The 12,608-nt window shown below is 34.5% G+C and carries 14 protein-coding genes; 13 read left to right on the top strand and 1 reads right to left on the bottom strand.

Going from position 1 to position 12,608, the window contains the following annotated elements:
• Nucleotides 1-104: 104 nt before the first annotated feature.
• The 8 genes from cyoE (at nt 105) to OZP15_RS04375 (ending at nt 5,188) form a co-directional block, all read left to right on the top strand.
• Complete coding sequence (cyoE, locus tag OZP15_RS04340; protein ID WP_269227268.1) at nt 105-995, top strand: heme o synthase; 891 nt, start codon at nt 105-107, stop codon at nt 993-995.
• A 2-nt stretch (nt 996-997) separates the two neighbouring features.
• On the top strand, nt 998-1,585 hold the full coding sequence (locus OZP15_RS04345) for a cytochrome c oxidase subunit 3 (RefSeq protein WP_269227269.1): 588 nt from the start codon (nt 998-1,000) through the stop codon (nt 1,583-1,585).
• 42 nt (nt 1,586-1,627) lie between these two features.
• Nucleotides 1,628-2,605 carry a cytochrome c oxidase subunit 3 gene (locus OZP15_RS04350; RefSeq protein WP_269227270.1) on the top strand — a complete coding sequence of 326 codons (978 nt, stop codon included), beginning with the start codon at nt 1,628-1,630 and terminating at the stop codon, nt 2,603-2,605.
• 19 nt (nt 2,606-2,624) lie between these two features.
• A complete protein-coding gene (locus tag OZP15_RS04355) occupies nt 2,625-2,975 on the top strand; it encodes a cytochrome C oxidase subunit IV family protein (RefSeq protein ID WP_269227271.1) in 351 nt (116 codons plus the stop codon).
• A gap of 75 nt (nt 2,976-3,050) precedes the next feature.
• The gene (locus OZP15_RS04360) at nt 3,051-3,692 is read left to right on the top strand and encodes a hypothetical protein (RefSeq protein WP_281337120.1); all 642 of its coding nucleotides are present in this window, start codon (nt 3,051-3,053) and stop codon (nt 3,690-3,692) included.
• Between the two features lie 11 nt (nt 3,693-3,703).
• On the top strand, nt 3,704-4,390 hold the full coding sequence (locus OZP15_RS04365) for an SCO family protein (protein ID WP_269227273.1): 687 nt from the start codon (nt 3,704-3,706) through the stop codon (nt 4,388-4,390).
• A gap of 2 nt (nt 4,391-4,392) precedes the next feature.
• Nucleotides 4,393-4,932, top strand: coding sequence for a DUF420 domain-containing protein (locus OZP15_RS04370; RefSeq protein ID WP_281337121.1), 540 nt, complete (start codon nt 4,393-4,395; stop codon nt 4,930-4,932).
• Nucleotides 4,925-5,188: a hypothetical protein gene (locus tag OZP15_RS04375; protein ID WP_269227274.1), complete on the top strand. Its 264-nt coding sequence runs from the start codon at nt 4,925-4,927 to the stop codon at nt 5,186-5,188. The genes OZP15_RS04370 and OZP15_RS04375 overlap by 8 nt, the downstream gene beginning before the upstream one ends.
• Before the next feature lie 46 nt (nt 5,189-5,234).
• Here the strand turns inward: OZP15_RS04375 and OZP15_RS04380 are convergent, their stop codons facing one another.
• Nucleotides 5,235-6,632: a DUF4403 family protein gene (locus tag OZP15_RS04380; RefSeq protein WP_269227275.1), complete on the bottom strand. Its 1,398-nt coding sequence runs from the start codon at nt 6,630-6,632 to the stop codon at nt 5,235-5,237.
• A gap of 172 nt (nt 6,633-6,804) precedes the next feature.
• Between OZP15_RS04380 and OZP15_RS04385 the strand changes: the two genes are divergently transcribed.
• The 5 genes from OZP15_RS04385 to OZP15_RS04405 all read left to right on the top strand — a co-directional run bounded on the left by OZP15_RS04385 (nt 6,805) and on the right by OZP15_RS04405 (nt 12,604).
• Nucleotides 6,805-7,506: an ABC transporter ATP-binding protein gene (locus tag OZP15_RS04385; protein ID WP_269227276.1), complete on the top strand. Its 702-nt coding sequence runs from the start codon at nt 6,805-6,807 to the stop codon at nt 7,504-7,506.
• Nucleotides 7,499-8,743, top strand: coding sequence for an ABC transporter permease (locus OZP15_RS04390; protein ID WP_269227277.1), 1,245 nt, complete (start codon nt 7,499-7,501; stop codon nt 8,741-8,743). Before OZP15_RS04385 ends, OZP15_RS04390 begins: the two co-directional genes overlap by 8 nt.
• A 2-nt stretch (nt 8,744-8,745) precedes the next feature.
• Nucleotides 8,746-10,008 (top strand): ABC transporter permease, encoded by a 1,263-nt coding sequence (locus OZP15_RS04395; RefSeq protein WP_281337122.1) that lies wholly within the window; start codon nt 8,746-8,748, stop codon nt 10,006-10,008.
• A gap of 40 nt (nt 10,009-10,048) precedes the next feature.
• A complete protein-coding gene (locus OZP15_RS04400) occupies nt 10,049-11,164 on the top strand; it encodes an efflux RND transporter periplasmic adaptor subunit (RefSeq protein WP_269227278.1) in 1,116 nt (371 codons plus the stop codon).
• 81 nt (nt 11,165-11,245) lie between these two features.
• Nucleotides 11,246-12,604 carry a TolC family protein gene (locus tag OZP15_RS04405; protein ID WP_269227279.1) on the top strand — a complete coding sequence of 453 codons (1,359 nt, stop codon included), beginning with the start codon at nt 11,246-11,248 and terminating at the stop codon, nt 12,602-12,604.
• Nucleotides 12,605-12,608 lie beyond the last annotated feature (4 nt).

The raw sequence follows: 12,608 nt of genomic DNA on the forward strand, positions 1-12,608 counted from the left end.
ACAAGGATAAACAAAACTTGTGTTTTTTTATGAATTGTTTTTTGCCTAATCCCTTTCGATAAACTACTTTTGCAAAAGTTTTAAAAGAACCAACAAAGTCAGCCTTGAGTACCATTTCTATCAAATCAATTTATAACGATTTCAAAGCCATCACAAAAGCAGGATTAGCTATTAGTGTTTTGTTCTCGTCTATCGCTGGTTTTTTGCTTGGTGTGACTGATTTTCAGTCTTTGGATTGGGTGGTTTTGCTAAAATTAGCCATTGGTGGTTATTGCATGGTGGGAGCTTCAAACGCATTCAATCAAGTGATCGAAAAAGATTTGGATGCCTTGATGGACAGAACTAAAAATCGTCCTATTCCAGCTGGCAGAATGTCGCCAAATTTGGCTTTAGTAATTGCGAGTGTTCTCACTATTATTGGAATTGTTTTGCTTTATAGTATCAATCCAAAATCAGCCATGTTTGGTGCGATTTCTATTTTTTTATACACAAGTTTATATACTCCTTTAAAAACGGTGACTTCCTTGTCGGTTTTTGTGGGAGCTTTTCCAGGAGCAATTCCTTTTATGTTAGGCTGGGTTGCAGCAACAGGAGAGTTTGGTATTGAGGCTGGAACTTTGTTTTTAATTCAGTTTTTCTGGCAGTTTCCTCACTTTTGGGCAATTGGTTGGTTTTTATATGAAGATTACGAAAAAGCGGGTTTCTTTATGTTGCCAACAGGTAAAAAAGATAAAGGAACAGCTTTGCAAATTATATTATATACCGTTTGGTTAATAGTTGCGTCACTTTTGCCTTCCTTGGGATATACGGGGCAATTATTTATTTCGCCTATCGCAGCGGTTTTAGTATTCTTGCTCGGACTTTGGATGCTTTTTTACGCAGTGAAATTATATCAATCAAGAACAGCAAAAGCAGCAAGAACCTTAATGTTGGTAAGTGTTTCTTATATTACCTTATTACAATTAATTTACATATTTGATAAATTTTTAAGATAGTTATGACAACAACAATGACCGCCGAAGAGCATAAAGAAAGATCAAATAGATCATACAAATTGCTATTGATGTTCGCCATGATTAGCATGATTATGATGTTTGCAGGACTTACCAGTGCTTTTATAGTGAGTAAATCCAGAGTCGATTGGTTGAAAGATTTTCAATTGCCAGCTGCATTTTTCTACAGCACAGCAGTAATTATTGGCTGTAGTGTTACTTTTCATTTGGCTAAAAAAGCGATTCAAAAAGACAATCAAAATGCTACAACAGGATTTCTTTTGGCTACTCTGGTATTAGGAATTTTATTTGTGGTTTTGCAATTTGCAGGATTTACTGAAATAGTAGAAAGTGGGTATTATTTTACTGGACCACAGAGTTCAATTACAACAACATTTTTATATATTGTTACCGTTGTGCATTTGCTGCACCTTGCTGGCGGACTAATTTCGCTTTTAATTATAATTTATAATCATTTTAAACAAAAATACAATTCAACCCAAACTCTTGGGATTGAGTTAGGTGCAATGTATTGGCACTTTTTGGATTTATTGTGGGTATTTTTATTTTTATTTTTATTTTTCTTTAAATAAGAAAAAATTGTAGATTTGGGAACTTTTTAACGAATAACTTTTATGGAGACAGTTACTACTGCAAATAGTGGAGAAAAAATTTGGGGAGGCGGCGATACTCAACCAATGGGAGCTAGTTATGGCAAAATGATGATGTGGTTTTTTATCGTATCAGATGCTTTAACATTTTCAGGATTTTTAGCGGCTTATGGCTTTTCTAGATTCAAATTTATAGAAACTTGGCCTTTGGCAGATGAAGTGTTTACACACTTTCCATTCATGCACGGTGTTTCGGCACCGATGTATTATGTGGCATTTATGACTTTTATTTTGATTTTTTCATCCGTAACAATGGTACTTGCCGTTGATGCTGGTCATCGATTGGATAAAAAGAAAGTAACACTTTATATGTTTTTAACGATTATCGGAGGTTTGATATTCGTTGGTTCACAAGCTTGGGAATGGAAAAACTTCATCAAAGGAGAATACGGAGCTGTTGAAACTAAAGGAGGAAGTTTACTTCAGTTTGTTGATAAAGACGGAAAACGAGTAGCACTTGCTGATTTTGCAGTGACTTTGCCAGAAGAAAGGGAGCAATTGTCAAGAAATAAAGCAAAATGGTTTATGGATGAACCAACTTTGCCTAGTTACTCTGTTGCAGAAGTGCAAGCGGGTTTCAAAGCGAATCCTAATATTTTAATTAGAACAGAGGTTATCAATGCCAAAAAACAAAAGACGGTTCTTTCTAGAGAAGAATCAGAAGCAAGATTAGCGCAAGCTAGTTTAGTTGTTGAAGGTGCTAACTTGGTTAGAAACGAGTATGGAAGCAAATTGTTTGCTGATTTCTTTTTCTTTATAACAGGTTTTCACGGTTTCCACGTATTTTCTGGAGTAGTAATTAATATTATTATATTCTTCAATGTTTTATTAGGAACCTACGAGAAAAGAAAAAGCTATGAAATGGTAGAAAAAGTGGGACTATATTGGCACTTTGTTGATTTAGTTTGGGTATTTGTATTCACGGTTTTCTATCTAGTTTAATTTACAAAAAGTCATTATTATGTCACACGCACACGAATCTAATACTAAAAGAATCTGGACTGTTTTCGGAATCTTATCTGTTATAACAATTATTGAAGTAATCTTTGGTATTCTTAAGCCAGAGTCATTACACATGACAAACTTTTTAAGTTTAAATTTATTGAACTGGTTGTTTATTATCTTGACTTTAGTAAAAGCCTACTATATAGTTTATGCTTTTATGCACATGGAAGGAGAAACAGCATCTTTGAGAAATTCAGTAATTTGGCCTTTAATTTTCTTGGTAGTTTATTTATCATTTATTCTTTTAGTTGAGGCTGATTATGTATTTGAGGTTTTTAAAAATGGCACTATTAAGTGGAATTTTTAACAAAATATTAATTCAATAAAAAGGGTGCGCATTGCGTGCCTTTTTTTATTTTTGTACCTATCTTCCGCTATAATTATGAAAAAAAATATTGTTCTCTTCATCCTTTTTATTTTACCAATTGTAGCTTACCTTTTCTTCGCTTCTGGCGTAAATGGTTTTACAACATTACCAACAATAACTCCTAAAACAGCCGATTTTGGCAATTGGAAATCATTGGATGGACAAAAAATAAGTTTGAATGGTAATATTACCGTACTAGGTTTTTCGGGTTCAAACTTGCTAAAAAACCGAGGTAATTTTTTTAACTTAAACGAGAAAATTTATCAGCGTTATCATACTTTCAAGGATTTACAGTTTGTAATTGTTTGTCCTCTAGGAACAGAAGAACAAGCTAAAAGTTTGTTAACCGTTCTAAAAGGCTTTACAGACGTAAGTGATTGGCATTTTGTGTTTGCATCGCCTTCAGAAATTGCAACTTATTACAATCAGTTAAAGTTAGTTGAAAAATTAAATGCTGATTTAGGAACTCCAAACGTTTATATTATTGATAAAGAAAGAAATTTGAGAGGAAGAAAAGAGAAGAAAGATTATAAAGAAGGTTACAATACTTTTCATCCATCGGAATTGAGCAACGAAATGCTTGACGATTTCAAGATTATTCTATACGAATACCGAGCGGCACTTAAAAAAAATCACAATGCCACTAAAAAACTTTAATCACCCCTATTATGCTTAAAAACAAATCGTATATATGGATTTCTTTTGTGGTTCTAATTTTTGGAATTATTGTAGTTCCGAAAATAATTGATAGAATTGAGAAGGGCGAAATCGTAAAAGGAGACCGACTAGATAAAGTTTCGAATACTTCCAATGAAGATTCTAATTTAATTGCGATTGGTCCTGCACCTAAATTCGAATTAATAAACCAAGACAATGTTAAGATTACCAACGAAACCTATAAAGGAAAAGTCTATGTTTTAGAATTTTTCTTTACCACTTGTCCTTCCATTTGTCCGAAGATGAATCAAAGTATGTTGGTTATTGAGAAAAAATTCTTTGGTAATCCTAATTTTGGAATTGTTTCTATCACTATCGATCCTGAAAATGATACTCCAGCTGTTTTAAAAGCGCATCGAGAATTGTTGGGAGTGAAATCATCGAATTGGAATTTCCTAACAGGTGATAAAAAATATATTATCGATTTGTCAAACAAAGGATTCAATCTTTATGCTGGTGAAAATAGTAAAGTCAATGGTGGTTTTGAACATTCTGGTTCGTTTGCTTTGATTGACAAAAACGGAAAAATTAGATGTAGAAAAGACGAATACGGAAATCCAATTTTATATTATGATGGTTTAGACAAAAAAGGAGTTCGTGATATTCAGCAAGACATAGCAATTTTATTAAAAGAATAACGATGGAAGACAATTTGTTAGAAAAAAAATTCAATAAGTTTATAATAGCAGTTTCTATTATAATACCAGTAGTAGTGGCTATTCTTTTTACAGTAAAGCTAAAAGATTTTGGATACAATGTTCAGCCTCTTTCATTTTTGCCACCTATTTATGCAACTATCAACGGAATTACGGCAGTTGTTTTAGTTGGAGCAGTATTGGCCATCAAAGGCGGAAGAGTTTTTTTGCACAGAAGATTAATGACTACCGCTATAGCTCTTTCGGTTGTTTTTTTGGTAATGTATGTGGCGTATCACATGACTTCTGAATCGACCAAGTTTGGAGGAGAAGGAATAATTAGAACGGTCTATTTCTTTATTTTAATTTCGCATATTCTGTTGTCTATTGCTGTTATACCACTAGTTTTGGTTACTTATGTACGCGCTTTGGCCAACAAATTCGATAAGCATAAAAAAATTGCCCGAATCACATTTCCGATTTGGTTGTATGTTGCCGTAACAGGTGTTGTGGTTTATTTAATGATTTCCCCTTATTATGTTTAGTAAAGTTAGAAGTCAGAAGTTAGAAGTCAGAAGTCAAAAAAACAAATCGAAAATTCTTTTTGTAATTTGTTTTTTTGTTTTTGGATTTTCTACTTATGCCCAATGTGCCATGTGTCGTGCTGCTTTAACTAGTGAAGGAAACACTGCAAAGGCACAAGCCGTAAATGACGGAATCGTTTATTTAATGGTAATTCCATACCTTCTTGTTGCTGGAATAGCCTATTATATTTATCGAATGTGGAAGAATAAGAAGTAGTCTGTTTTTAGAATCTGAAATCTAAATTCTACAATCTAAAATCGAACTACTTAAATCCATCTACAGAAACATTCACAACTCCATTTATTTTTATAAAAGCAATAATGGCTTTGTTAGTCAATTGAATGCTGTTAAACTGAATATCTTCCATTTTTCCGTTGACAAAAACACCTGGCATTGGAGAATAATTTTTCAAATAAGCCGCCATACTTTTCTTTCCTTCTTCAAGATTTGGAACGATAGAATAACGACAAGTCTGCTGAATTTTTCGTAGAATCAGTCCTTGAGCTAGCCAGTTAGCCGTACGCATCAATTTATTTTTGGTGTCTAAAGCATAATCCAGTTTGTCAAAATAAATTTCTTTGGTTTGTTCATTATATTGAGGAAAACCGGTTAAATATATTGTTCCGTTTACCGAACCTAATAAATCCAAAGCAATTACCATTTTGTCATTTTTGTGCCAAATATCCACTTTTTGAACGGTTACTTTTTTGCTTCCTGATCCAAACACTTGCCCTGCAAAATTCTTGGTCATTATTTTGGTCGCTTCCGCATAAGTTGATACTGCGGCAATTGTAGCAGAAATTTTATTGGGGATTTTAGTTATTGGTTTTAGAATAATTTTTGAAGCATTGAATTTAGATTCTGGTTTTTGACCAATCAAAGTTTCCATCGTACATTTCATCCCCATATCCATCAAAAAAGTGTCGTTTTTAAGTTTGGCATCGGTCGAATAGACTTCGATAGGAACCACTTGAAGCCAACTTTGATACGCTTCACTCATTTGAAAAGGGGTGCAAATTTTTTCCAAAGCTGCCAAAACATTAGGTTTGAAATCCATCGATTTTTCTATGGCAGCATCAATTTTAGTTTCTATTTTAGATCTAAAAAGTTTTACAGCAGGATTGATAAGATAAGTAACAGGTGCATTTTTTCCAAAAACAGTCATCGTTGGACTTTCGTTCCAATCCAACGATTTAAGTTCGGTTTTAGAATGCAGTTTCCAATTGGTCAAACCTACGTCACTTAACAAAGTTACTACGCCATTCAAATTGAATTCTTTTACATTGTACATGTTAACTCCCATGGTTTTAGTGCCTATTCTATATTTAACCAAGGCTTTAAGTGGTAAAACAGTTTTTAATTTTCCGTTTTCGTTGCTGATGGAAATGGGTGCTAATTTCCAAACTTTCATTTCAATATCATCGTCCTCAATGGTGTTGTCTTCATAAATTAATCCATTCAAAAGCGTGTTAGTCTGGTTTTCTATATCTTTGATTTTTACACTAATAGGTAAATTGATAAAAGAAGCTACGTTGTCATAAAGTAGCGGACTAGCATCATCAGGTTCGGGTTTTAATGCTGCAATTTTATTGGAAGTAGAACAGCTAGAAAGAGAAAAAATGATTAGAAAAGTAAGAAACGTAGAGGCGGTTTTTAGCATTTTGATATAGTTTGAAAGTGTAAAATTAGCAAAACAAATATATTTTAGGATGAAACTGTAACATTTTCATCAGCAATAAGTCTTATTCGTTGTGGAAGTGTTCTAGGTATTAACATTTCCTTATTACAAATTATTTTTCAAAAGAATTAATATTGTTTCAAAATTAGCCAATATGATTGAAATTAAAAACTTACACAAATCCTATAAAGTCGGTGGTTCTGAATTGCACGTGCTAAAAGGAATAAATTTCAATATCAAAGAAGGAGAATTGGTAGCCATTATGGGTTCTTCAGGCTCTGGGAAATCCACTTTATTGAATATTCTAGGCATTCTTGATGAAGCTGATTCGGGCGATTATATTTTGGATAATGTACCCATCAAAAAACTCAACGAAACCATAGCGTCCAAATACCGAAATCAATTTCTGGGTTTCGTTTTCCAATCGTTCAATCTAATCAATTATAAATCGGCTCTCGATAATGTAGCCATGCCTTTGTATTATCAAGGTGTAAAACGTAAAGAGCGCAACGAAATAGCCTTGCGTTATCTGGAGAAAGTAGGTTTGGCTTCGCATTCGCATCATTTACCCAATGAACTTTCTGGAGGTCAAAAGCAAAGAGTAGCCATTGCTAGAGCTTTGGCTTCTAATCCGAAAGTGCTTTTGGCCGATGAGCCTACTGGTGCTTTGGATACACTAACGTCTTATGAAGTAATGGAATTGATTCAAGGGATTAACGACGAAGGAAAAACGATTTTGATTGTCACTCACGAACCTGATATTGCCGCTATGTGCAAAAGAAATGTGGTTTTGAAAGACGGTTTAATCATCGATGATAAAATAGTAGAACAAGTTAGAGCTTCGTCTTATGTTTAATATAGAACGCTGGCAGGAAATCTTCGAGGCAATAGCCAAAAACAAGTTGAGAACCTTTCTCACGGGGATTTCTGTGGCGTCTGGAATCTTTATTTTAGTTATTCTTTTAGGCGTTGGAAAAGGACTCCAAAACGGAATTGAAAAACAATTCGAACGTGATGCTGAAGGAATTATTGAAGTTTGGTCTGGAGTTACGACCAAAGAATATAAAGGTTTAAATCCAGGCAGACAAATCCAGTTCAGGGATAGCGATTACAATCTTTCGGTTCAAAAATTTGGCGATCAGTTAGACAAAAAAGCATCTTCCTACAATCAATGGAATGGAGCGGTTGTCTATGGAAAAGAAACTGGAAATTACCAATACCGTGGTGTAAAACCAGATTACCAAGCCATAGAAAACGCTACTATGGTAGAAGGTAGATTTATCAATGAAAATGACTTGGCAAACGATGAAAAAGTAGGCGTTATTGGTCAGAAAATAAAAATTGATTTGTTTAAAAACAAAAGTCCATTAGGTAAATATATTACTATCAACGGAATTAATTTTAAAGTAGTTGGCGTGTTCACGGATCCTGCTGGAGAAAGAGAGGAAAATAGAATTTATTTGCCCTTGACCACCACACAAAAAACGTATGGAGCTGGAGATAAGATCAGTAATCTCTTTTATACTCTTCAAAAAAAGGCTACCTATGAGGAAGCATTAGCCCAATCTACTAAATTTTCTAAAGAATTAGAACAGCTGTTAAAAAGCAAAAATGTCATTGCTCCCGATGATAGTGGAGGAATAGGAATTCACAATTCCGTAGAAAATGCCAAACAATTTTATGATTTGAATCTTTATATCAGACTGTTTTTTTGGTGGGTGGGTATTTGTACCATTATAGCAGGAGTCGTTGGTGTGAGTAATATCATGTTGATTATTGTTAAAGAACGAACCAAAGAAATTGGTATTCGAAAAGCATTGGGTGCAAGCCCCATTTCTATTATCGGAATGATTTTGCACGAATCGATTTTTATTACCACAATTGCTGGTTTTATGGGACTTTTGTCCAGTTTGTTGCTGTTAGAATTCGTTGGTCCTTATGTTAAAAGTGAGTATTTCCAGAACCCCGAAGTCGATTTTAGTATTGCCTTAACCACCTTATTATTGTTAGTGTTTGCAGGAGCTATGGCGGGATTTTTTCCAGCTTATCGTGCGGCTAAAATTAAACCAATTGTTGCACTTAGAGACGAATAATTATGTTAGATAGAGACAGTTGGGACGAAATTTTAGAAGCGCTTACCGCCAATACCTTCAGGACATTATTGACGGCTTTTGGAGTGTTTTGGGGTATTTTTATATTGGTAATTTTACTCGCTGCAGGTAAAGGATTAGAAAATGGAGTCAAAAAAGGTTTTGATGGAATAGCAACCAACACGATGTTTATGTGGACGCAACAAACATCAAAACCCTACAAAGGATTGCCGCAAACTAGAAATTTTGAGTTCAAAAACAGAGATGTGGATGCTTTAAAACAAAGTTTTCCTGACTTGTTGTATGTTTCTCCACGCAATCAATTGGGCGGTTTTGAAGGTTCAAATAATGTAATTCGTGGTACAAAAACCGGAGCTTTTACCGTTTATGGCGATTACCCAGAATTGATTAAACAAGAATCAATGGAGATTACCAAAGGGCGTTTTGTGAATCAACAAGATATTTTCTTAAAACGAAAGGTAGCTGTTATTGGACAAGGAGCAATTAAAGATTTATACGATAAGACCGAAGAAGTGCTCGGAACCTATATCAAAGTAAATGGAGTGAATTTTATGGTGGTTGGCGTTTATAATTCTAAATCGAATGATGGGAATGCCGAATCGAATCAGAAGAATATTTTCATGCCTTTTACTACTTTCCAGCAAGCTTTTAATTATGGAGATACTGTGGGTTGGATGGCTTTGACGGCTAATGATGGTGCTTCAATAACCAAGTTGAAGCCCCAAATTTTGGAATTCATGCGAGCCAGACATTCCATTCATCCACAAGATGAAAGAGCTATTGGAAAATTCGATTTGTTCGAAGAATATAGCAAAGTGCAGGATTTGTTTGCCATATTAAAGTTCATTGCCTTTTTTGTGGGAACATTAGTTTTGGTTTCGGGAGTTATTGGAATCTCGAATATTATGCTAATTGTAGTTAAAGAACGCACCAAAGAAATTGGAATTCGTAGAGCTTTAGGAGCAACACCAGGAGCTATTCGTTCGCAAATATTATTAGAATCCATCTTCTTGACTTTTTCGGCAGGAATGTTGGGGATTGCAGTAGCAACAGGGGTTTTAGTAATTGTAAACAACGTTTTAGAAGGAATGCCTAAAGAAGGAATGATGTTCGCCAACCCGAGTGTGGATTTATCAGTAGTGTTTTTTGCTTTAATAATATTGGTTGGTTCTGGATTATTAGCAGGATTTATCCCAGCGCAAACCGCTATAAAAGTAAAACCCGTTGACGCATTACGAACAGAATAAAATAGCAATCAAAAAATAATCGAATCAAATAAATAGTAAAATGAAAAAAGGAGTAACCGTAGCCATCTTAATTATAATCGCATTGGTTTTTGTCGGTGCGTTGTATTATTTGTATGCCAAAAACCAACATCCGCCAGTAGTTTTTCAAACAGAAAAAGCAGAAATCAAAACGATAATTAAAAACACAATTGCCACAGGAAATATCGTTCCTGATGAAGAAGTATTGATAAAACCCAATATTTCGGGGATAATTGAAGCAGTTTATATCAAAGCGGGAGAAACTATCAAAGCAGGTGATTTGATTGCTAAAATAAAAGTGGTTGCCAATGTTTCGAATTTGAGCAATACACAAAATCAGGTTCGAACAGCTAAAATAAACTTGGACAACCAAGAAAAATTGTTTCAAAGACAAAAAACCTTATTCGACAAAGGTGTTATTTCTGCCAATGATTTTGATGCGGCGCAACTGGCTTATAAACAAGCCAAACAAGATTATGCCGCTTCCAAACAAGGTTATGATATTGTAAAAACAGGAACTACTTCGGGTCTTGGGAATTATGCTAATACTTTGATTCGCTCTACCGTCAACGGAATGGTGTTGGATGTTCCTGTGAAAGTAGGAAATCAGGTTATCGAAAGTAATAATTTCAACGAAGGAACGACTATTGCTAGCGTTGCCGATGTGGGCAAAATGATATTTGTGGGCAAAATAGATGAATCGGAAGTTGGGAAAATAACCGAAAATTTACCCATCGAAATTACAGTTGGAGCTATCGAAAACAAAAAATTCGATGCCGTTTTAACCTATATTGCTCCCAAAGGAAAAACCGAAAATGGAGCGATTCAATTTGAAATAAAAGCTTCGATGTCTAACAAGGACAATACTTTTATTCGTGCAGGATTGAGCGCCAATGCTTCTATCATTTTAGAAAAAGCCGACAAGGTTTTGGCTATAAAAGAATCCTTAATTCAGTTTGATGCCAAAACCCAAAAACCTTTTGTAGAAGTTGAATCGGGTAGTCAAAAGTTTGTTAGAAAAGAGTTGGTTCTTGGTGTAAGCGATGGAATTTATGTAGAAATAAAAAGCGGTGTCAAAGCTTCCGATAAAATAAAAGTTTGGAATCAAGGCTTGAAAACCGAAGAGCCGAAACCATAAATTTATCTCAAAAAAGAAATTCAATTTTAAAATAAATGTAAAATAGGTGTAGTATCTTTGCTACGCTTTCATTCAAAAGATATGAAGAAAATTAATTGTATTCCACTGGTTATTATCCTGCTGTTTGGCTTGTCGATTCAGGCGCAAACCAAAAAATGGACGTTAGAAGAATGCGTGAAATACGCCATTGATAACAATATCTCGATCAAACAAACCGAATTAGATACTCAAACAGCTGCTATTGACAAAAAAGGAGCGATTGGAAATTTTATTCCTTCGGTAAATTCGAATGCTTCTCACTCTTGGAATGTTGGTTTGAATCAAGATCCAACTACGGGACTTTTGCGAAATCAAACGACTCAATATTCTTCTTTTGGAGCAGGTGTTGGAATTGATATTTACAAAGGTTTACAGAATCAAAATACACTTCGAAGAGCCAATCTTTCGATTCTTGCTGCCAAATATCAATTGACCAAAATGCAGGAAGATATTGCATTGAATGTAGCCAATGCTTTTTTACAAGTGCTTTTTAATAAAGAAAACCTGAAAGTACAACAACAACAAAAAGATATTGACCAAAAACAATTGGCGCGTTCAGAAGAATTAGTCAAAGCAGGTTCGGTACCAAGAGGCGATTTGTTAGACATCAAAGCGACTGTAGCCTCTGATGGACAAAAAGTCGTTGCTGCCGAAAATGCGTTGTTAATATCTAAATTAGCATTAGCTCAATTACTACAGCTCAAGGATTTTTATGATTTTGATGTAGCCGATGAAACCACCGTTCAAGACGAAAATAATATTCTGGCTCAAACTCCAGTTAGTATTTATGAAAAAGCCAAAGAGCAAAGAACAGAATTAAAAATCGCTAAAACTAATTTAGAAATTGCTCAAAAAAATGTAGCCATTGCTAAAGGCGCTTTTCAGCCAACGTTACAAGGTTTTTATAATATTAACACGAGAATTTCGTATGCAGATAGTTATGATTTTCTTACAGGAACATCTCAACCTGCTGCGCCTTTTGGACAACAATTTACCGATAATAGAGGGCAAGCTTTTGGTGCACAATTATCGATTCCAATTTTTAACGGTTGGTCAGTCAAAAATAATGTGGAGCGTTCTAAAGTCAGTTTAGAAAAATCTAAAATCGCTGTAGAACAAGAAGAATTAACGTTGGAAAGAAATGTTTATACTGCTTTTACCGATGCAAAAGGAGGTTTGAATGCCTATGAATCTTCGCTTTCTGCATTAGAAGCTAGACAAGAAGCGTATAATTATGCCAAAGAAAAATATGCAGTAGGAATGATGAATTCTTTCGATTTCAATCAGGCGCAAACATTGCTTACTAACGCTCAATCCGAAGTTTTGAGAACCAAATACGATTACATCTTTAAAATAAAAATACTCGAATTCTATTTTGGAATTCCAATCATAAAAAACTAATTCA

Source organism: Flavobacterium eburneipallidum, from assembly GCF_027111355.2.
GTDB classification, from domain to species: domain Bacteria; phylum Bacteroidota; class Bacteroidia; order Flavobacteriales; family Flavobacteriaceae; genus Flavobacterium; species Flavobacterium eburneipallidum.

Excerpts from the sequence above, each read along its gene's own strand:
- OZP15_RS04400 (WP_269227278.1), top strand. The coding sequence starts at position 10,049 with ATGAAAAAAGGAGTAACCGTAGCCATCTTAATTATAATCGCATTGGTT.
- OZP15_RS04345 (WP_269227269.1), top strand. The coding sequence starts at position 998 with ATGACAACAACAATGACCGCCGAAGAGCATAAAGAAAGATCAAATAGA.
- OZP15_RS04395 (WP_281337122.1), top strand. The coding sequence starts at position 8,746 with ATGTTAGATAGAGACAGTTGGGACGAAATTTTAGAAGCGCTTACCGCC.
- OZP15_RS04355 (WP_269227271.1), top strand. The coding sequence starts at position 2,625 with ATGTCACACGCACACGAATCTAATACTAAAAGAATCTGGACTGTTTTC.
- OZP15_RS04350 (WP_269227270.1), top strand. The coding sequence starts at position 1,628 with ATGGAGACAGTTACTACTGCAAATAGTGGAGAAAAAATTTGGGGAGGC.
- OZP15_RS04370 (WP_281337121.1), top strand. The coding sequence starts at position 4,393 with ATGGAAGACAATTTGTTAGAAAAAAAATTCAATAAGTTTATAATAGCA.
- OZP15_RS04385 (WP_269227276.1), top strand. The coding sequence starts at position 6,805 with ATGATTGAAATTAAAAACTTACACAAATCCTATAAAGTCGGTGGTTCT.
- OZP15_RS04380 (WP_269227275.1), bottom strand. The coding sequence starts at position 6,632 with ATGCTAAAAACCGCCTCTACGTTTCTTACTTTTCTAATCATTTTTTCT.
- OZP15_RS04360 (WP_281337120.1), top strand. The coding sequence starts at position 3,051 with ATGAAAAAAAATATTGTTCTCTTCATCCTTTTTATTTTACCAATTGTA.
- OZP15_RS04405 (WP_269227279.1), top strand. The coding sequence starts at position 11,246 with ATGAAGAAAATTAATTGTATTCCACTGGTTATTATCCTGCTGTTTGGC.
- OZP15_RS04365 (WP_269227273.1), top strand. The coding sequence starts at position 3,704 with ATGCTTAAAAACAAATCGTATATATGGATTTCTTTTGTGGTTCTAATT.
- OZP15_RS04375 (WP_269227274.1), top strand. The coding sequence starts at position 4,925 with ATGTTTAGTAAAGTTAGAAGTCAGAAGTTAGAAGTCAGAAGTCAAAAA.
- OZP15_RS04390 (WP_269227277.1), top strand. The coding sequence starts at position 7,499 with ATGTTTAATATAGAACGCTGGCAGGAAATCTTCGAGGCAATAGCCAAA.